At 62.9% G+C, this 18,820-nt stretch carries 19 protein-coding genes; 13 read left to right on the top strand and 6 right to left on the bottom strand.

Annotated elements, in window-relative coordinates; genetic code table 11:
- Window positions 1-313: 313 nt before the first annotated feature.
- Window positions 314-970, bottom strand: a complete 657-nt coding sequence (locus DFR67_RS14060) for a TetR/AcrR family transcriptional regulator (RefSeq protein ID WP_110470143.1) — start codon at window positions 968-970, stop codon at window positions 314-316.
- 297 nt (window positions 971-1,267) lie between these two features.
- Between DFR67_RS14060 and DFR67_RS14065 the strand changes: the two genes are divergently transcribed.
- The 6 genes from DFR67_RS14065 to DFR67_RS14090 all read left to right on the top strand — a co-directional run bounded on the left by DFR67_RS14065 (window position 1,268) and on the right by DFR67_RS14090 (window position 6,767).
- On the top strand, window positions 1,268-1,804 hold the full coding sequence (locus tag DFR67_RS14065; RefSeq protein WP_110470389.1) for a TetR/AcrR family transcriptional regulator: 537 nt from the start codon (window positions 1,268-1,270) through the stop codon (window positions 1,802-1,804).
- Between the two features lie 92 nt (window positions 1,805-1,896).
- The gene (locus tag DFR67_RS14070; RefSeq protein ID WP_245937945.1) at window positions 1,897-2,517 is read left to right on the top strand and encodes a hypothetical protein; all 621 of its coding nucleotides are present in this window, start codon (window positions 1,897-1,899) and stop codon (window positions 2,515-2,517) included.
- Between the two features lie 419 nt (window positions 2,518-2,936).
- Window positions 2,937-4,310, top strand: a complete 1,374-nt coding sequence (locus tag DFR67_RS14075; RefSeq protein ID WP_110470144.1) for an ABC transporter substrate-binding protein — start codon at window positions 2,937-2,939, stop codon at window positions 4,308-4,310.
- 35 nt (window positions 4,311-4,345) lie between these two features.
- Window positions 4,346-4,558, top strand: a complete 213-nt coding sequence (locus DFR67_RS14080; RefSeq protein ID WP_245937975.1) for a ferredoxin — start codon at window positions 4,346-4,348, stop codon at window positions 4,556-4,558.
- A complete protein-coding gene (locus tag DFR67_RS14085; protein WP_110470146.1) occupies window positions 4,555-5,835 on the top strand; it encodes a cytochrome P450 in 1,281 nt (426 codons plus the stop codon). Before DFR67_RS14080 ends, DFR67_RS14085 begins: the two co-directional genes overlap by 4 nt.
- Window positions 5,836-5,927: 92 nt before the next feature.
- Window positions 5,928-6,767 (top strand): mycofactocin-coupled SDR family oxidoreductase, encoded by an 840-nt coding sequence (locus DFR67_RS14090; RefSeq protein ID WP_110470147.1) that lies wholly within the window; start codon window positions 5,928-5,930, stop codon window positions 6,765-6,767.
- 41 nt (window positions 6,768-6,808) lie between these two features.
- Here DFR67_RS14090 and DFR67_RS14095 read toward each other — a convergent pair whose 3' ends face one another.
- The 3 genes from DFR67_RS14095 to DFR67_RS14105 form a co-directional block, all read right to left on the bottom strand.
- The gene (locus DFR67_RS14095) at window positions 6,809-7,636 is read right to left on the bottom strand and encodes an HpcH/HpaI aldolase/citrate lyase family protein (protein WP_110470148.1); all 828 of its coding nucleotides are present in this window, start codon (window positions 7,634-7,636) and stop codon (window positions 6,809-6,811) included.
- Window positions 7,633-8,127 (bottom strand): MaoC family dehydratase, encoded by a 495-nt coding sequence (locus DFR67_RS14100; protein ID WP_110470149.1) that lies wholly within the window; start codon window positions 8,125-8,127, stop codon window positions 7,633-7,635. Before DFR67_RS14100 ends, DFR67_RS14095 begins: the two co-directional genes overlap by 4 nt.
- 200 nt (window positions 8,128-8,327) lie before the next feature.
- Window positions 8,328-9,155 carry an AraC family transcriptional regulator gene (locus DFR67_RS14105; RefSeq protein ID WP_110470150.1) on the bottom strand — a complete coding sequence of 276 codons (828 nt, stop codon included), beginning with the start codon at window positions 9,153-9,155 and terminating at the stop codon, window positions 8,328-8,330.
- Window positions 9,156-9,216: 61 nt separating this feature from the next.
- On the opposite strand from DFR67_RS14105, the gene DFR67_RS14110 reads away from it, so the two are divergent.
- Window positions 9,217-10,485: an amidohydrolase family protein gene (locus DFR67_RS14110; protein ID WP_110470151.1), complete on the top strand. Its 1,269-nt coding sequence runs from the start codon at window positions 9,217-9,219 to the stop codon at window positions 10,483-10,485.
- A 22-nt stretch (window positions 10,486-10,507) separates the two neighbouring features.
- On the top strand, window positions 10,508-10,768 hold the full coding sequence (locus DFR67_RS14115; protein ID WP_110470152.1) for a hypothetical protein: 261 nt from the start codon (window positions 10,508-10,510) through the stop codon (window positions 10,766-10,768).
- Here the strand turns inward: DFR67_RS14115 and DFR67_RS14120 are convergent.
- A complete protein-coding gene (locus DFR67_RS14120; protein ID WP_146240444.1) occupies window positions 10,765-11,562 on the bottom strand; it encodes an alpha/beta hydrolase fold domain-containing protein in 798 nt (265 codons plus the stop codon). The two genes, DFR67_RS14115 and DFR67_RS14120, sit on opposite strands and share 4 nt — an antisense overlap.
- A 55-nt stretch (window positions 11,563-11,617) precedes the next feature.
- The gene (locus DFR67_RS14125; RefSeq protein WP_110470154.1) at window positions 11,618-12,514 is read right to left on the bottom strand and encodes a helix-turn-helix domain-containing protein; all 897 of its coding nucleotides are present in this window, start codon (window positions 12,512-12,514) and stop codon (window positions 11,618-11,620) included.
- A gap of 103 nt (window positions 12,515-12,617) precedes the next feature.
- Here DFR67_RS14125 and DFR67_RS14130 point away from each other — a divergent pair, with 103 nt between their 5' ends.
- From DFR67_RS14130 to DFR67_RS14150, 5 genes are all read left to right on the top strand, one after another.
- The gene (locus DFR67_RS14130) at window positions 12,618-14,597 is read left to right on the top strand and encodes a flavin-containing monooxygenase (protein WP_110470155.1); all 1,980 of its coding nucleotides are present in this window, start codon (window positions 12,618-12,620) and stop codon (window positions 14,595-14,597) included.
- Window positions 14,598-14,679: 82 nt separating this feature from the next.
- The gene (locus DFR67_RS14135) at window positions 14,680-15,504 is read left to right on the top strand and encodes an SDR family NAD(P)-dependent oxidoreductase (protein WP_110470156.1); all 825 of its coding nucleotides are present in this window, start codon (window positions 14,680-14,682) and stop codon (window positions 15,502-15,504) included.
- Between the two features lie 27 nt (window positions 15,505-15,531).
- On the top strand, window positions 15,532-16,317 hold the full coding sequence (locus tag DFR67_RS14140) for an SDR family NAD(P)-dependent oxidoreductase (protein WP_158539963.1): 786 nt from the start codon (window positions 15,532-15,534) through the stop codon (window positions 16,315-16,317).
- A 97-nt stretch (window positions 16,318-16,414) separates the two neighbouring features.
- Entirely contained in the window at window positions 16,415-17,185 is a 771-nt protein-coding gene (locus DFR67_RS14145; RefSeq protein WP_110470158.1) for an SDR family NAD(P)-dependent oxidoreductase, read from the top strand.
- Between the two features lie 95 nt (window positions 17,186-17,280).
- Window positions 17,281-18,798: an ABC transporter substrate-binding protein gene (locus DFR67_RS14150; RefSeq protein ID WP_342766733.1), complete on the top strand. Its 1,518-nt coding sequence runs from the start codon at window positions 17,281-17,283 to the stop codon at window positions 18,796-18,798.
- Window positions 18,799-18,820: the final 22 nt, after the last annotated feature.

Here is an 18,820-nt window from a genome sequence, read left to right on the forward strand (position 1 = left end):
ACCACAAACTCACCTCGGGTCAAGCCGCCGGAGTCGCTGCCGGGGTCGGACTGGTCGCTGCCGGAGCACAACTCGCAGCGTTTCACCGACCGCAGAAGACAAACCCGCTGTGATAACAGACCTTCCAACTCAGAGCAGGCTAGCGCGGAAGTTCCAGGTGTTACAGCGGGTCCATGCAGGCCACCCGCCTTCCATCTGCGCTAATTGGATTTAGCGCAGATAGCCCTCAAGGCAGCAGCCGGCAATCGTAGCGGCACATCCAGTTCAACTTTCATCTCTGTGCAAATCTGATGGACCCGCACTGCCGTCGATCTCAGTCCTGACCCGTAGCAATCCACGCCTCGAGGGCAGAGCGGGTCTCTCGCGACGGTTTCGCGGTGAGCGCTGCGATCAGACTGTCGAGCAGGTGGCTGACGTGAAGTGCGTACGGCGGTACGGGTGATCCGACCAGACGCGAACGTTGCCGGTCCGCACAGGTGTGCAGCGCGGTGGCCGATGCCTGCCGAACTCTGATGGGACGCAGCGGAATCGGTACGTCGGTCAACAGTTCCTCGACGCGTTCATAATAGGCGTTCTCGGCGGCGAGATTGCTCGCGGGCAAGGCGAGCATCGGATCGACTTTGCGTACCAACTGCTCGAGGAAGGGTAGGTAGAAGCAGTTGTCGTCCTCGGCCAATTCGATCAACGGCAGTTGATGAGCTTCCACCACTGCGCGCAGGTTGTTCGCGGGCACTCGTGCCTGGAGTAGCTCACGCCTGCGGTCCAGGTCGTCGAGCCGATTGACCAGGATGGCCTGGATCAGCCCTTCTTTGGACCCGAAGTGGTACTGCACGGCTGTCTTGTTACCCATACCCGCTTCGGCGACGATCTGACGCAGCGGCACTCCGTCGAGCCCGTGCACGGCGTACAGGCGCTCGGCTGTGAGAACCAGACGTTGTTTTGCGGAGAGGCCGACCCGGTCGATGGACATCGTTCAATGAAACCATGGACATTTTGTGCATCGCTTCGGTCGCCAGTCGGTCGGCCGTGAGCCGGCCGGCTCACGGTACTGGTGACCAGGCAGCCAATCCCGGGTCTGCGACGGGAACCCGCTGATCGATCGATCAGAATGTTAGGGTGAGTCATGGATCGCTCGCAACGAGATGACTGGTCAGTTTCACGACGAATACCGCTGCGTTGCAAGGGCGTTGCCCGCATCGGCCGGGAACGTTGAGTGGCCACCGCACGCAAGAAGGGCGACCAGGACACCGCGGCCAAGACACGCCTGATGGAAGCGACGATCGAGGTCATCCTCGAAGAGGGGTACGCCGCTGCGACGTCACGAAAAGTCGCCGCACGGGCCGGGGTCAAGCAGGCGCTGGTGTACTACTACTTCCCGACCATGGACGACCTGTTCTTGGCGGTTGTCCGAGGTGGCGCGGAAGTCACACTGGCTCGCCAACGCCAGGCGCTGGAGCAGAACGACCCCTTGCGGGCACTGTGGATGGTCAGCGGCGACGCGCGAGCAACGAAACTGAACACCGAGTTCATGGCGCTGGCCAACCACCGGAAGATCATCGGTGCTGAGTTGAAACGGTCGTCTGAACGAATCCGAGACATCGAAACCGCAGCAGTGACGATGGTCTTGCGGGCCAGGGGCGTCGACCTCGAGAAGTACCCACCGATGGTCATGTCGATGATCCTGACCGGGATGGCACGCAACCTCCGAAACGAGGAGGCCGTCGGCGTCACCGCAGGTCACGCCGCGCTGACCGCGTTCGTCGAAGGCATTCTCGACCAGTTCGACGGCACCGCGTCCACGTGAGCCGCCGGAGATCGATCCGCGCCTCCACCAAGAATTACCAAAAGTAAGGCAAACGCCTGCACAATCGGACGGTCGTATCTACACTGTTGGCTATGGCTGACGCGAACACCGCCCGCATCCACGATGAGCGCGCTGCTGTGCGCAGCGCCATCGCGGAACGCATCAGCAGATACGAGGACCTCGAGAAGTATCGCCTCGCGGTGGTCGCCACCAGCGCGGCAGAGGTGGTCCGCTGCGCGGGAGGACTCCTGTTCGACCGGGTGATGTCCGGATGGGACATCACCGTGTTGGTTGCGGACAGCCGCGACGTTCGCCCACTTCGCATTCTCGGTGTCGACGTGGTCGACCTCGAGGTCGCCATGGAGTGGCGCGGCCATCAGCAGTTGTGCCCGCAAGGCCTGGCCGTCACGGCCGACCTGTTCGACTCCGATGAGAGAGTGCGCGCCGGGGTTCTCACCACTCTCGCCGTGGGCCTCACCGAGGTGATCGTGCTCGGGGAACACTGCCCCGGTCCGCTCGAACACGAAGTGAGCAATGCCGCTCACTGCCTGAGCACTGCAGCACGGGCGTTCAAATTCCGAGCTCTGGACGCCGCGGCTGTAACGACAGGCGAGGTGTCCCGAACTGAACACTTCTACGCCAATGACGTCGACAGGCGCAGCCCTGCCAACGCGTATCTCGTTCGCAAGGAACTGTCGGATTCCAGCATGTGAAGGCTCGTGCGCGTGCACGGTTTCCACACGAAGGAAGGCACACTTCGCAGGCAGACAGGCTTTCATATTTGATCACTCGACCAGACATCTGACGATCAGCTCAAGAACGTTCAGGCAGCCGTTCCAGGCTCATCCATGCGTAAAATGCTTCTCCGTAGCCTTTTTCATTGCTTTTAGTTGCCTCGCTGCGCCGACGTTCCGACATCACTGTCGCAGGAATTGATCGATCGATCAAGACGAGATACCCGAAAACCATTGATTCTCTTCGCCCGAGAAGATAGCTTCATCACCAGGAAATGACGTTCCCCCACCGCCCGCAGTGCGCGGCGCTCGAGAAGTCATCCGTTGACAGTCGGTCACGCACCTGAGCCCAGAAAGCGTGCCGTCGAAATGAGGGAGAAGCAGTGAGATCACGTCGAATGCTGGTAGCGCTCACGGCAGCTGCAGTGCTGGTCGCGGGGTGCAGTGGACGAAGCGGCAGCGAAAGTGAAAGCGAAGAGGGACAGAGCGGCGGGGCCACATCGTCGGCGATCGACATCTCGAGCGGCTTCGGGGATCTACCCGAGGTCTGCCAATCGGGTTCGGTCTCCACCGCACCCACCCAAGGGGTGACCGCCGACGAGATCCGAGTCGGAGTGTTCTCCGACGTCGGATTCAACAAGAACGCCGAATTCGTCAACGCCGCACAGGTGTTCACGTCTTGGTGCAACGACCTCGGCGGCATCAACGGACGGAAGGTCGTAGCCAACACCCGCGATTCCAAGCTGACCGAGACCCGCAAGCAGATGATGGCAGCCTGCGATGAGGACTTCGCACTGGTCGGTGGCGGCAGCGCGCTCGACGGCCTCGGGGTCAAGGAGCGGGTCAGCTGCCTGTTGCCGAGTTTTCCGGCCCAGGTGGCCCAGCTGACCTCCGTGGGGTCAGACCTCGAGATCAGTGCTGATCCGTCCCAGGTGCCCGGCTACGACCCGTTCTTCGGCTTCCGACAGTGGCTGATGACGGACGAATATCCCGAATCCGCCAAGGCCGTCGGCATCATCAACGGCGACTCTCCGGTGACGAAGATCCTCGGGGAGCAAGCCGTGGAATCCACCGAGGCTGCGGGGGGCACCTTCGTCTACAACGACCTGTATCCGGCCATGGGAGTGTCGGACTGGACGCCGTACGCGCAAACCATGAAAAGCAAAGGCGTCAAGGGCCTCATCTTCTACGGCGAGTTCGGACAGCTGGCGAAACTCGAGAGCGTCCTGACCGGAATGGACTACAAGCTGGACTGGATCGATGCCAACAACAACGCATACGGACAGCAGTTCGCGGAGCTTGCAGGAACCTCTGCCGGCTACCAACACAACTACGTCGATCTGGGCGGCAACCTACCCCTCAGCAGTGACGCACCAGCCATGGAACAGCTCACTGAGCTGTGGGCAAAGTATGCACCCGGGAAACAACTGACCCTCCCCGCAGTGCGGGCAATGTCGGCATGGCTGCTGTTCGCCACCTCAGCCGCCGACTGCGGCGACGACCTCACGCGAACCTGCTTGTACGACACTGCAAAAGCACAGAGCAACTGGACAGGCGGTGGCCTGCACGCGCCGGTCGACCTGACGCAACCAACACCGCCGTCAGGGTGCTTCAACGTCGAGCAGCTCACCTCAGAAGGCTGGGTGACTCCTGATTTCCAGCCGGACTCAGGCCCCTTCCGATGCAATGTGCCCGCATACAAATACACCAACGACTACGGCAAGCCCCTGACCCTTGCCGACGTCGGCAAAAGCATGAGTGACGTCAAGTGAACTCACCACAGTGGCGACTCCAGGTAGACCCCCTCATGTGTGAGGCGCACGCGTTGTGCGTGGAGATCGCACCTGAAGTGTTCGAACTCGGCGACGACGACGATGTCGCCACCTGCGATACCGATCCTCCTGAAGCCCAGATGCCGCAGGTCCGAGCCGCCATCAGTGGCTGCCCACGGCAAGCCATCAGCATGGTCGACACGCCTGAACACAAAACCAACACCCGCGAAGGAAAACAGACCTCATGACCGATCTCGCATCCGCCGACTACTTCACCGATCAAGCGTTGGCCCAGAACCCGTTCGAGTACTTCGACGCGCTCAGGGAACAGAATCCCGTCTACCGCGAACCGCACCACAACGTGGTCGTCGTCACCGGTCATCCCGAGGTGATCGAAGCGTTCAAGAACTCCGAGGCCCTCTCTGCCGTCAATGCGATCGGTGGACCGTTCCCCCCTCTACCGTTCGAACCCGAGGGTGATGACATCACCGAACAGATCAATGCCCACCGTCACCTCTTCCCGATCGCCGAACACATGGTGGTCATGGATCCGCCCGAGCACGCCATAGCCCGATCCCTTTTGGCACGACTGCTCACCCCAAAACGGCTGAAGGAGAACGAAGAATACATCTGGAAACTCGCCGACGCCCAGATCGACGAGTTCATCGACAACGGCCACTGCGAGTTCCTGGGTGAATATGCGAAACCTTTCGCAACGCTCGCCATCACAGATCTGCTCGGGGTGCCGGAGTCCGAACGACCGGAGTTCCGGCGCATCCTGGCCGCGAGGGAGCACGTTCAACACGCGGTGGGTGCGCTCGACCACACCCCGGTCGCGGTGAACCCCCTCGAGTACCTCGACGAAAAGTTCAAGGGATACCTGGCCGAACGACGCCGCGATCCGCAGAACGACATCCTGAGTGGCTTGGCCACCGCCGCCTACCCGGACGGGGCGACCCCCGACCTGATGGATGTGGTGCGGCCGGCAACCTTCCTCTTCGCGGCCGGACAAGAGACAGTCACCAAGCTCCTCAGCTCGGCGCTACGTGTGCTCGGTGACCGCCCGGAGTACGAGAAGATGCTGCGCGAGGATCGAAGCCTGATCAAACCCTTCCTCGAAGAGTCGCTACGCTTCGACAGCCCGACCAAGGTCGATTTTCGCCTCGCGCGCACGACAACGACCATCGGCGACGTCGAGATCAAGGCGGGCACGATCGTCATGCTGTGCCTCGCCGGGGCAAACCGAGATCCGCGAAAGTTCGAGAACCCGAACGAGTTCCGGCTCGATCGCAAGAACCTTCACGACCATGTCGCGTTCGGTCGCGGTTTGCACACCTGCGCCGGAGCACCGCTGGCAAGAGTCGAGGGCCGGGTCACCCTGAACCGCCTCCTCGACCGGATGCAGGACTTCCAGATCAGCGAAGTGTCACATGGTCCAGTGGGCGACCGCTCGTACCGGTACGACCCTTCGTTCCTCCTGCGCGGACTCTCCGAGCTCAACATCGAGTTCACCCCAGCGTCGTAGCGCCAGAAGAGTATTCGGAGCCCTCCACGCCCCGACATCGATCAGTTTCCACCTCATCACGCGACAGCGATGAGCAACAAGCGAGGTTTCACATGCCAGGAAGAGTTGAAGGCAAGGTCGCATTCGTGACGGGCGCCGCCCGGGGGCAGGGGCGCAGTCACGCGGTCCGGCTCGCGGAAGAGGGTGCGGACATCATCGCCATCGACATCTGCAAGCCCATCCGGCCCGATTCGAGTATCGCCGCATCGACCTCGGAAGATTTGGCCGAGACAGCCCGACTGGTGGAGAAGTTCGATCGGCGGATCGTGACGGCGGAGGTGGACGTACGTGACTTCGCTGCGCTCAGGTCCGCGGTGGACACCGGCGTCGAGCAACTGGGTCGGCTTGACATCATCGTTGCCAACGCCGGGATCGGCACGGGCGGTGTGCGACTGGATCTCGTCGACGAGGGCGATTGGCAAGAGATGCTCGACATCAACCTGTCCGGTGTGTGGAAGTCGGTGAAAGCGGGCGTGCCCCATCTGCTCGCAGGTGGCAACGGTGGTTCGATCATCTTGACGAGTTCAGTGGGTGGGTTGAAAGCTCACCCGAACATTGGACCCTACGTCGCTGCCAAACACGGCGTGGTCGGCCTGGCGCGGTCGTTCGCGATCGAGCTGGGCGAGTTCTCCATTCGAGCCAACTCGATACATCCCACCAACGTCAATTCTCCGATGTTCATGCATGAGGCGACGATGAAGATGTTCCGTCCCGACCTGGAGAATCCGACTGCCGACGACATGGCAGTCGCCGCGCGGCACATGCATGTGCTGCCTGTCGGCTGGGTGGAGACCGAAGACATCAGCAATGCGGTGCTGTTCCTCGCCTCAGACGAATCCCGTTACATCACAGGTCTTCCGCTCACCGTCGACGCCGGAGGCATGCTGAAGTAGCACCCTCGGAGCAGGCCGGCCTGTCGTCCTCCACACCGACGTCAGACGCCGGCTCGGCGGATGATGGCCCGGGCCTGAGCGAGCAGAGGGGCGTCGATCATCTGTCCATCCACCCGGAACACACCGCCGGCGCTCGTCGCCGCAGCTTCGAGTACGCCCTCTGCCCAACGAATGTCGTCAGGTGCGGGACGGTAGGCGGCACGCACCACCTCCACCTGGGAGGGGTGTATGCACGCCGTCGCCTCATAACCGAGGTTGACGGCGTCAAGCGCCTCGGCGAACAATCCGTCGGTATCAGCGATGTCGATGTGTACCGAGTCGATCGCGAAGCGTCCGTGTGCTGAACTGGCGAGTCGGACCATGCCACGCACCTGCCGCGCGACGTCCCGATAACGGCCGGCGTGTGCTTCGGCGGCGGTGAAGCGACTCGACCGTCCGCCCATCGCGGCCACCAGATCCTCTGCGCCCCACATGAGCCCGATGCAGTTGGGCGCACCGGCAATCTGGGCCGCCGCGAGTGCTCCGGCGGGCGTCTCCACCAACGCGACGACGTCGTAGCCCACTTGCGCCACCGACTCGGCCGATTCGGACTTGGCCAACATGACCGCCCGATAGCTGGTCTGCGCCAATGCTGCGAGGTCCGACTGATGGTCGTCGGTTCCGGCCGGATTGATGCGGACGATCGTCCGGTCGGGGTCGATCGGGTACTCGATCAACGACCGGCGCGCTGCTTCGCGCGACTCAGGTCTGATCGCGTCCTCGAGGTCGAGGATCACGGCATCCGCCCGGTGCAGAGCTTTCGCGTACCGCTCCGGACGATCAGCCGGGCAGAAGAGAATGGCCGGGCCGGGCATATTCCAGTGGTTCATTGCGCCTGCTCCGCGCCGGGCCGTGCGCGCACCAATGTCGACCGGTCGGCGCTGGCGACGATCTCACCGTCCTGGTTCTTCCCGATGTGCCTCAATGACACCACCCCCTCGCCGGGGCGGGACCTGCTCTCGCGCTTGCCAGTGCACACCGTTTCGGCGTAGAGCGTGTCGCCATGGAACAGCGGCTTCGGGAACGCAATAGCGGAGAAACCCAGATTGGCGACGAGCGTGCCCTGGGTGAGCTGACTGACCGACAGACCCACAATGGTCGAAAGGGTGAACATCGAGTTGACGAGCCGTTCACCTCCGAAGCCTGGTTGGGCAGAAGCGTAGGCGGCGTCGAGGTGCAGCGCCTGGGTGTTCATCGTGAGAGTCGTGAAGAGGACGTTGTCGGCTTCTGTGACGGTGCGACCGGGTCGATGCTCGTACACGGCGTCGATCTCGAACTCCTCGAACCACAATCCCCGCTGCGTGATGCGTCGTTCCGTCATCGTGGTGAGCCTTCCGTGAACTCGATTGCGGCCCTGGACCGCCCACTGCGATGCGGGTCTCGCACGATCCGAGAATGCAGAGAACCGCTCCAGCGGGTCAAGTACGCGGCTGATCTGTTCGCCCAGTGATTGACTACCTGGCGATGTGTCCGTTCTTCGGACGCGGGAGCGCGCTGTTATCTGCCTCCGGGGGCGGGTGATCAGAGCGAGCCGGCACTACGCTGCCGGAATGAGGTCGGCGTCTGTCCGCAGTAGTCGGTGAACGCCCGGGCGAACGAGCTCGCGTTCTCGAAACCTACTGCGCGGGCGGTCTCCTGGACAGACTGGTCTTGTGATGCCAACAGCGCCATGGCCCTGAGCATCCGGGCACGCAGGAGGTAGGTACGCCACGACGAGCCGGTCTCCTCCTGGAACATCCGGCGCAGCGTCCGCTCGGACACCGCCACGCTGCGGGCGACCTGGGTGATACTGATCGAACGCAGGTTTTCTTTCGTGAACGCCATCGCGGCTGCCACGACCGCATCATCCGAGGTCGGCAGGCTGAGGGTTTCACCACCGTTCGCGATGGCCTCGAGCAGTAGGTTGCCGAGTGTGGCGAAGAAACTGTTGGCCTCGGGGTCGGTGCTCAGGCGACTGATCGGCCAGCGTCGGGCGTACACGATCATCTCCCGTATCAACGGGGAAACACTGAGTATCGCGGCATTGTGCCCCTGGTAGGAGACGAGCTCTGGGTCGAACATCACCGCTATCGATCGCACATTGGGGTTCATCGTGGCCTGATGCCGGAGCCCCGCCGGAATCCAGACCGCCCGTTGGGGCGGCAAGAGGTAGTGCGCATTGGCAGTCTCGACCTCGACGACGCCGCCGATGGCGTATTCGATCTGGTGCTCGTCATGTGAGTGCCACCCGGTGACAAGGCGCTCGCCTTCGTAGAGGCGGCTCCCTGCCGTGACCACCGCGCTGCGGCGCAGCCGTTTCACATTGGCCGCTTTCGCATGAGGCGTGGCCGAATGTGTGGAGTCGGTCATGGTTGTGAACGGTACAACAGAGTGACAGCCCACGTGATCTACCGCACTCATTGGAGGTTCCATGAACATCGAGGACATGATCCTTGTCAGCATCGACGACCACGTCGTCGAGCCGCCCGACATGTTCGAGAACCACGTCCCGGCCAAGTATGTCGACGAGGCACCGAAGGTGATCGTCACCGAGGCAGGAATCGACCAATGGGTCTACCAGGGCAAACCCACCGGCGTGAGTGGGCTCAACGCGGTCGTGTCCTGGCCTGCCGAAGAGTGGGGTCGCGACCCTGCCCGTTTCGCCGAGATGCGACCGGGTGTGTACGACGTGCACGAGCGCGTCCGCGACATGAGCCGCAACGGCATCCTTGCGTCGATGTGCTTTCCGACGTTCACCGGATTCTCCGCACGCCACCTCAACCAGCATCAGGCCGAGGTCACCATCGTGATGGTCCAGGCCTACAACGACTGGCACATCGACGAGTGGTGCGCCGCCTATCCCGACCGCTTCCTGCCCCTGGCACTCCTGCCGACGTGGAACCCACCGGCCATGGTCGCCGAGATCAAGCGCGTGGCGGCCAAGGGGTGCCGGGCCGTCACCATGCCCGAGATCCCACACCTCGAAGGCCTGCCGAGCTACCACGACATCGACTACTGGGGCCCGGTGTTCCAGACGCTGTCAGACGAGAACGTGGTCATGTGTCTCCACATCGGGTCGGGGTTCGGCGCGATCTCGATGGCCAAAGACGCACCCATCGACAACCTGATCGTTCTCGCGACGCAGATCTCCGCGATCGCCGCCCAGGATCTGCTGTGGGGGCCGGCCATGCGGGGGTATCCCAATCTCCGATTCGCGTTCTCCGAAGGCGGAATCGGTTGGATCCCCTTCTATCTCGACCGGTGCGACCGGCACTACACCAACCAGCGGTGGCTCAGGCGCGACTTCGGCGGCAAGCTGCCCAGCGAGGTTTTCAAGGAGCACTCGCTGGCGTGTTACGTCACCGATCCGACGGCCCTCAAGCTTCGGCACGAGATCGGCATCGACACGATCGCGTGGGAATGCGACTTTCCGCATTCTGACTGCTTCTTCCCTGACGCGGCCGAAAGCGTGTACGGCGAGCTGACTGCCGTGGGCGCGAGCGACAGTGACATCAACAAGATCACGTTCGAGAACTCGTGCCGGCACTTCGGCTGGGATCCCTTCGCGAAGACCAAGCGCGAAGACGCCACCGTCGGGGCGTTGCGGGCCACCGCCACCGATGTCGATGTATCCATTCGCCCCCGCGCCGAGTGGGCGAGGCTCTACGCGGAAAAGCACCTGGTCACCGGCCAGGCATAGATTCTCAGAGAGGAAGCGTGCCATGTACGCGAGCACCAGGATCCAGCAGCACATCGCGCGGTGGACGCCGGATCGATACGACACAGCCATGATCGAGTTCGCCTTGCAGTGGCAGTACTTCGGCGGAGGAGACGCCGCCGAGATCTTCGAAACGTTCGGGCTGCCCGAGCGCCACTACTTCCAGCGACTGCTGGGCTGGATGTCCGCGGACGGTGTCCCGGGGGTCGACGACGACGCTCGTTGCCGCATCACCGAGGTGTGCCATCGCCGACTCGCGGCCTAGATCAGCTCGGTGAGGTGCTCGATCATGAAATCAATGGCTGATTCCGAAGCAGGAGTGAATGGATAGGCCAGGTTCCAGATGTGCGGCTGCCCCTCGTGCACCTTCAAACGGACGTCCACACCGGCGTTCGTCGCCGTCTGCGCCAGCAGCAGTGCATCATCACGCAACACCTCGCTGTCACTGACCTGGACGACCAGCCGAGGCTGTCCGGTCCAGTCGCCGAGCGCTGGTGACACCAGCGGATCGGTTGCCGGATGCCCCGCCAAATAGTCCGCTGCCGCCTCGGTTGCCTGCTGCAAAGAGAAACGCTCGTCGCTGGTCTCGTTCTCGGAGAAGCTGACCGCCGAGTTTCGTAGGTCGGCCCACGGGGAGAACAGGAACGCCCCGACCGGGCCCGGGATCCCCAGTTCCCGCAGCCGCAGCAGCAGCGCCGCAGCCAATCCACCTCCTGCCGAATCACCCCACAACGCAATATGGTCCGGACGTATCCGCTCCGTGATCAATCGATACGCGGCTACGGCGTCATCCAACGCTGCGGGGAAAGGACTCTCGCCGGACAGCCGGTAGCCCACAGCGAACACCTGTATCTGGCACGCCTCCGCGATCCGCACGAGGCTGTCGGCGAACATCTGCGGCGACCCTTTGCGGTAACCACCCCCATGGAAGTGCAGCAGAGCGCAGACGCTCCTGGCGTGGACCGGCACGACGTGCATGATGCGAACGTGTTCGACGCCCAGCGTCACCACCCGCGTCACCGCGCCGAGATCCTCAGTTGCAGGCTGTGTTTCAGTCACGTTCACACCTTTCACGTGTTGCTGGCCATGCGGGGGGCGCGGGTCGGTCGAGACCTCAAAGGGAGACACTCCAGTCGTGGGCCGGCGCCCTGCCACCGATCTGCCTGGTGAGCAATTGGGCCGAGGCTGTGACCGGTTGCGCGGCAACCGCGATATCGGCCCCGCGACGCCTGCCGATGTGTAGCAGCGTCAGGCAGAAAGCGACCCGCCCGTCGGGGTCGAAGACCGGAGCTGCAATGTTCCCGACATCGTATTCGGCGTCGGGATCGACCTCCCGGACCGCATAGTCAGGCTGGTCGTCGAAGAACTGCTCGAGCAGGGCTTTCCGGAGGGCCAGGTCGTTCGGGCGTTCGGCCAGCTCCCTGGTCAGCGACCGTCGTTCCGGGCCCGGATCTCCGAGACCTACGGTGTAGCCGCGGTCGCGCACCGCAGATCCATAAGCGGTGAGGTACGTCGCCACGCGCTCTTGCAGATCATCCGGTAGTTCGGTGATCCACTCACGCAAGTCCGTCGGTGCGAGCCACGCCAGAAATGGCTGGCCGAAAGGGGGTTGCAGCGGAATGCGCTGGCCGGGGACGAGTTCGAGCTGCCGACCGCTCGGCTTGCCTTCGACGGCGATGCAGAGAATGTCGCGGCCCACCATCACCGTGCCCGAGCACTCGAGACCGGTGGCGGCTGCCAGGTTGACCATTTCGGTGCGAGCGAGGCCGATCACGGGGTGGGCGCCGGCCGCGGCGTGGCCGGCGGCGACCACCGCGGGACCAAGCGTGTAGGTCTTGTGTCGCGGATGCCGGATCACATAGCCGCCGTCACTCATCACCTTGAGCACCGCGAACATCGATCCGGGACTGACGTCCAGCGACTTCGAGAGCTCACTGAGCGTGAAGGTGCTGCGCTCGTTCACGGTCAAGAAATCGAGCACCTGTAGTGCGCGGAGGGCCGACAGAGACATCCAACTCCTAGATGTGATCAAAACGTTGACGTGATCTTCGCCTCAGGCTAGCGTAGCCCACCAAGTTACGAAAAACTTTTCGGAATGCTGAAAAGAGGCTCGAATGACAGAGAACAACTTTCGCCGAGACGCATTGGCGAGCTCGAATCTTCACGCTCTACGACTCGCACTCCTACACGCCACGGGCGACCCGGAACTGGCGCAGATGAAGCTCGAACTGGTGCCGATCCGCAGTGGCGCAGCGTTCGAGATGACGATCGCCGAGGGCGACCGCGAGGCGCTCTTCCGCAAGGCGGAGGCCTTTGTCGACGGCGTCGGCGCGAGCTACGTGCCGCGCGAACTCGACGAATGTGAACTCCGCGACATGATGGAACTCGCCCTCGGCCAGAAGCTGACCGACGCCGAGTACGCGGTGGCCAGGCTGATGCCCGCGGTCGACGAGTTCCCACTTTTCACGCAGTGGAGCGCGGAGCGCCCAGATCGCGCCGATGAGTTCTCGGTCGTGATTGTCGGCGCGGGGCTCTGCGGTATCGCCATGGGGGTGCAACTCGAGCAACTCGGCATCTCGTACGTCATCTATGAACGCCGGCCCGATGTCGGCGGCACGTGGGCAATCAACACCTATCCGGACGCACGGGTCGACACCGCCAGCACCACATACGAATACAGCTTCGTGAAGAACCACCCGTGGACCGAACAGTTCGCTCGGCAACCCGAGGTGCGGGGTTACCTCGAGATGGTTGCGAAGAACTATGGGGTGTACGACAACATCCGGTTCGAGCACGAGGTCCAGGCGGCCGAGTTCGATGAACGGTCATCGTCGTGGGCATTGCGGGTGGCCGACGCCGACGGTGTCGCCTGGGACGTGAGCAGCAACTTCGTGGTCACCGCCACCGGATTGTTCTCCACCCCCAAAAAGCTTGTCGCCGATGGCATCGATGACTACGCGGGAGAAGTCATCCACACGACCGAGTGGACCGATGAGCACAGCGCCGAAGGCAAGACAGTCGCCATCATCGGCAACGGCTCCACCGGAGTCCAAATCCTCGCGCGCATCGCAGACGCCGCCGATCAGGTCTACGTCTTCCAGCGGACTCCCCAATGGATCGCGCCCCGAGAAGGGTATGGCGAGGCGGTCAGTGCCGAGATGCGGTGGATACTCGACAATATCCCGCACTACTGGAACTGGGCTCGCACCACTGCACTCAAACCCAACAATCCTCGCGACACGATTCAGCCTGACCCCCAATGGCAGGCCTCGGGTGGCATTTTCAGTAAGAGCAACGACAGGTTGCGCGCAAACCTCACCCAGTACATCCGATCGCAGGTAGACAACCGCGCCGATCTGGTCGAAAAGCTGGTTCCCGACTACACCCCGGCCGCTCGACGTCCGATCGTCGACAACAAGTGGTACCGATCGCTCACCCGCGACAACGTCGAGTTGGTGACCGATGGTATCGAGAGGTTCACCGCCGATGGGATCGTCACGGCCGACGGCACCCACCGCACCGTCGATCTGGCGCTGACGGCCGTGGGTTTCGAGGTCACAAAATGGCTCTGGCCCATTGACTTTCGTGGCGTCGGCGGCGTACACATCGAAGAGCGCTGGAACAAAGAGGGTGGCCCCCGGGCGTACCTCGGCCTGGCCATCCCCGAGTTCCCCAACCTCTTCGTGCTCTACGGGCCCAATGCCCAGCCTGCGACCGGCGGCGGGATCGGCGTCGGCGGACTACCCGCGTGGATGGAGTCCTGGGTGGGCTACATCGCCAGGGTCATCGTCGCGGTCATCGAAGACGGCAACGACAGCGCGGAGGTCACCGACGAGGCGTTCTGGGAGTTCAACAACGCCATCGACGAAGAGGCCGGCAAACTGATCTGGCTCGACCCCAAGGCAAATCCCGAGCGAAACTATTACGTCAACGAGCACGGACGCCTAGGGACCAGCACCCCGATGTCGGGACTTGAACTCGCCACGCGCCTGCTCCACCTCAACCGCGGCGACTATACGTTCGCCGTTGCAGCACAGCACTCTTCGGACACAGACGACACCGACGACACCGACGACCTCGAGACGGTGGCCTGACGCCCCGGGGGTGCCACCGAAGATCGGCGCGCATCCATCAGCCCGCCGCATTACGACCTACCGAAGAAAGCCGAGACAGAACATGATCGATCTAGGATTGGACGGCGCCCGCGCCATCGTTGTCGGCGCGGGATTCATCCCGGTACGGGCGGGCAATGGCCGCGGATCCGCATTGCAATTGGCCCGGGCGGGAGCCACCGTCGCCTGTATCGACAAGGACGCCGAACGCGCAGAACAGATCGTTCGGGAGGTCACCGACGAAGGCGGCAAGGCGTTCGCAATCATTGCCGACGTACTCGACTCCGCTGCTGCCCGGCGCGCGGTCGATGAGGCGGCGGAGCGGCTGGGCGGACTCGACGTCTGCGTCGACATCGTCGGTGGCGCCAGGTGGAGCAAGGCTGCCGACATCGCCGACAAAGACTGGGATTCCCAAATCCTTCTCAATCTGACGCAGGTCTTCTACGTGTTCAAGGCAGCGATACCGTATCTGATCTCCAACGAGATGGGAGGCTCACTCATAGCCCTCACCTCGGTGGACGGCATCGGCTCGTCGCGATTCCACGCCGGATACGGCGCCGCGAAAGCGGGGGTCATCTCACTTGTCAAGACTTTTGCCGACGAATACGGCGAGCACGGCGTGCGGGTCAATTCGATTGCGCCGGGCAACGTCGGCGGAAACAACTGGGATCTCCCCGAGGTCCCATTCGGCGAAGACGTCGTCAACGCCCTCGCTCCTCCGCGCGGTCGCGACATCGCGGATGCCGTGCTGTTCCTTGCATCTCGACTCGCCGCGAAGATCACCGGTCAGACGCTGGTCGTCGACGGCGGTGCGGTCATCCAGAGTCCATGGCGCATGACCGAAGACCAGATCGAGCGCAACGCCGCCTTCTCGAATGCGACGTCCTAGCTTATGTCTGCTACTCAGAGTTCCTCTGTGATCGATGCTTTTCTCGTCGCAGACAAAGTCGCCCTCATCACCGGGGGCGGGGGCGGTATCGGGCAGGAGTCAGCAATCGTGCTCGCTGCGGCGGGCGCCCGCGTACTCGCCACGGACATCGACGAACAGGGTCTGCAGCAGACAAGAAGGCGAGCCGAGGACCAAGGGCTCGCCATCGAAACGTGCACTGTCGACGTCTCCGACCCCACAGCGATATCGGATGTGGTCGACGATGTCGTGGCTCATCACGGCCGACTGGACATCCTGGTCAACGCGGCACGGATCATGATCATGCGCAACGCCCTGGACGTCACCCCCGATGAACTGGAGACGGTCTTCCGGATCAATGTCGGCGGTACGTTCTTCAGTTGCCAGGCGGCGGGACGGGTCATGAAGCCCGGAAGCAGCATCGTCAACCTGACGTCGTCCATCCAGGACCGCACCAGTCCAGGTCGCATCACTTACGCGATCTCCAAAGGTGGTGTTGCGCAGTTGACACGCACCTTCGCATTGGAGCTCGGGCCGGCCGGGGTGCGGGTCAATGCCATCGCGCCGGGTTGGGTCGAGACCGGGATGACCGACCAGCACTGGACACACGCCGACGGCACGATCGACCACGACCAGCGCGAGAAGTACGTCGCGATGATGACGACCGCGTCACCGCTCGGAGTCGTGGGTACCACCCGCGATGTCGCACTCTCGGTGCTCCAACTCGCCTCTGATGCAGGTGCTTTCATCACCGGGCAGGTAGTGCGGATCAACGGCGGGTCGTTCATGGCATGACCCGCTCACGTAGGCGACCGACAACAGTTACGAGTTCGCGGGCCACGAAGGTTCTGCGCCGAGAAGTATCCGCGAACGCGGAGAGAGGACCGATTTCATGAGCCTCAGGCTCGAGGGCAAGGTCGCAGTGGTGACAGGTGGCGCCAGCGGCATCGGAGAACAGACGGCACGTACATTCCTCCGTGAAGGCGCACGAGTGGTGATCGCCGACATCAACGACGAGTTGGGCGAGAACGTCGCCCGGGAGTTCGGGGATGACGCCCTCTTCGTGCATGCAGATGCCACCAACCAGGACGACTGGGATCATCTGTTGTTCACGACAACCGAGCATTTCTCGCCGCTCGACATCTTGGTCAACAATGCCGGCGGTGGCCGCGGCGTGGGCAAGATCGTCGACGAGGTGTACGACGGCCACCATTCGATCATGGAGCTGAACGTGACCTCGGTGTGGATGGGCACTCGCGCCGCCCTACCGGTGATGCAGGGTCGAGGGGGTGGGTCGATCGTGAACATCTCGTCGATCGACGGTCTTGTCGGAGTCGAGGGGATGACCTCGTACGTCGCATCCAAGTTCGCGGTCACCGGTCTCACCAAAGCCGTTGCGTTCGAGGGGGGCCCGTTCAATGTGCGGGTCAACTCCGTTCATCCTGGTTTCATCGAGACCCCGATGATGCTCAAAGCCACCGGAACCGTGCGCACCCGACTCGAGTCGGCGATGCAGAAGCAACCCATAGCCCGGTTCGGTAAGCCTGAGGATGTCGCGAACGCCGTCCTTTTCTTCGCGTCGGACGAAAGCTCCTATTGCACCGGCACGTCGCTGATCGTCGACGGAGGTCAGCTCGCCGGGCCACACCGGGAACCGATGTGAGAAAACCACTGTCAGCACCTTCCCCATCTACCGAAAGGTTGACGATGATTCGACAACGACGTCTTATCGCCGCAGCAATCGCCGCGGTGTGTTCCGTGACCCTGCTTATGACCGCCTGCAGCTCCCCCTCCACCACGAGTGCATCCGAGGACGAAGGCGACCCGGTGTCGGGCGGCTCCGCGAGCATCATCCAGGTCAGCGAGCCACGCACCCTCGACCCGGCGTCCCTCGGCAATGTCTGGGCCACCCAACCCGAGCTCGGCAACGCGCTCTACGGCACGCTCATGATCAACAACGTCGAGTCGCTCGACATCGAATACAAGATGGCCGAGGACTTCTCGACCACCGACGGTGGTGCCTCCTACACCATGAAACTTCGTCCGGGACTGATGTTCACCGACGGAACACCTCTCGATGCCGCCGCAGTCAAGTACAACTGGGACCGCATGAAAGATCCGACCCTCGGTTCCGGGGCGAGCAAAGTGAGCCCCCAGATCGCGTCGACTGACGTCATCGATCCCGCGACCCTGAAGGTCACAATGGTCGCACCCAACCAGCACTTCGCTCAGGCGGTGGTGACCAGCGCGCTGAACTGGGTCGCCTCCCCGTCAGCTCTGGAGAAGGGCCGTGCCTCGTTCGACGCCGCGCCTGTGGGTGCCGGTCCGTTCACACTGACGAGCTGGACCCGGCAGAACAAAATGGAGTTCGCGAAGAACCCCGGCTTCTGGGACGCGCCGAAGCCCTATCTCGATTCGCTGACCTTCACCTTCGTTGCCGACGCCGCACAGCGCTACAACGCGGTGATCAGTGGTGCGGTCGACAGTGCTTCCGAGTCGAACGCCGCCAACCTGCAGAAAGCCGAAGGCGCCGGACTCAAGACCGACCTCGTGGAGACCGGGGGTGGTTACTACATGGCGATGAACACCCGAGGTGCGCCGTTCGACGATCCGCGCGCACGTAAAGCGGTATCACTCGCCCTGAATCTCGACACGCTCAACACCGTCGTCTACAACGACGCCGGAACCGTCCCGAAGACGCTGTTCCCCCAAGTGTCCCCGTTCTACAGCGACATCGCGCTTCACGTGAACAACAAGGAAGAAGCGCAGGCGCTGTTCGACGAACTGGCCGCCGAGGGCAAGCCCGTGAACTTCGCCTACACCGCATTTTCAACCACCGAGAACAAGCAGACGGGGGAAGCTCTCCAGGCCCAGTTGAGCGCGTTCGACAACGTCGAGGTCAGCATCAATGCTCTCGACTCGTCCGCCATCAACTCGGTGGTCGCGAACCGGGACTTCCAGATGGTCGTCACCTCGGCGAACGTCCTGGACCCGGACACCGAACTGTGGGTGAGCTTTCACTCGAAGTCGCAGGGCAACATGACCGGAATCAGCGACCCCGAACTCGATGCGGCGCTCGATGCGGGCCGCGTCGGTACCACGGTGGGGGAACGCAAAGCTGCCTATGACACCGTCCAGGAGAAGATTGCGGAGCTGGTCCCGGGTGTGTTCTTCGTCCGGTCCACCCCGGCGGTCATCGCAGGCACCAACGTGTCGGGAGTCGACGTCTACGGCCTCGGATCGCCTCTGCCAGAGGAGATGTGGCTGACGAACTAGGACCTCGCCCCGGACAAGGTCC

The sequence above is a fragment of the Williamsia limnetica genome (genome assembly GCF_003217475.1).
Lineage (GTDB): Bacteria > Actinomycetota > Actinomycetes > Mycobacteriales > Mycobacteriaceae > Williamsia > Williamsia limnetica.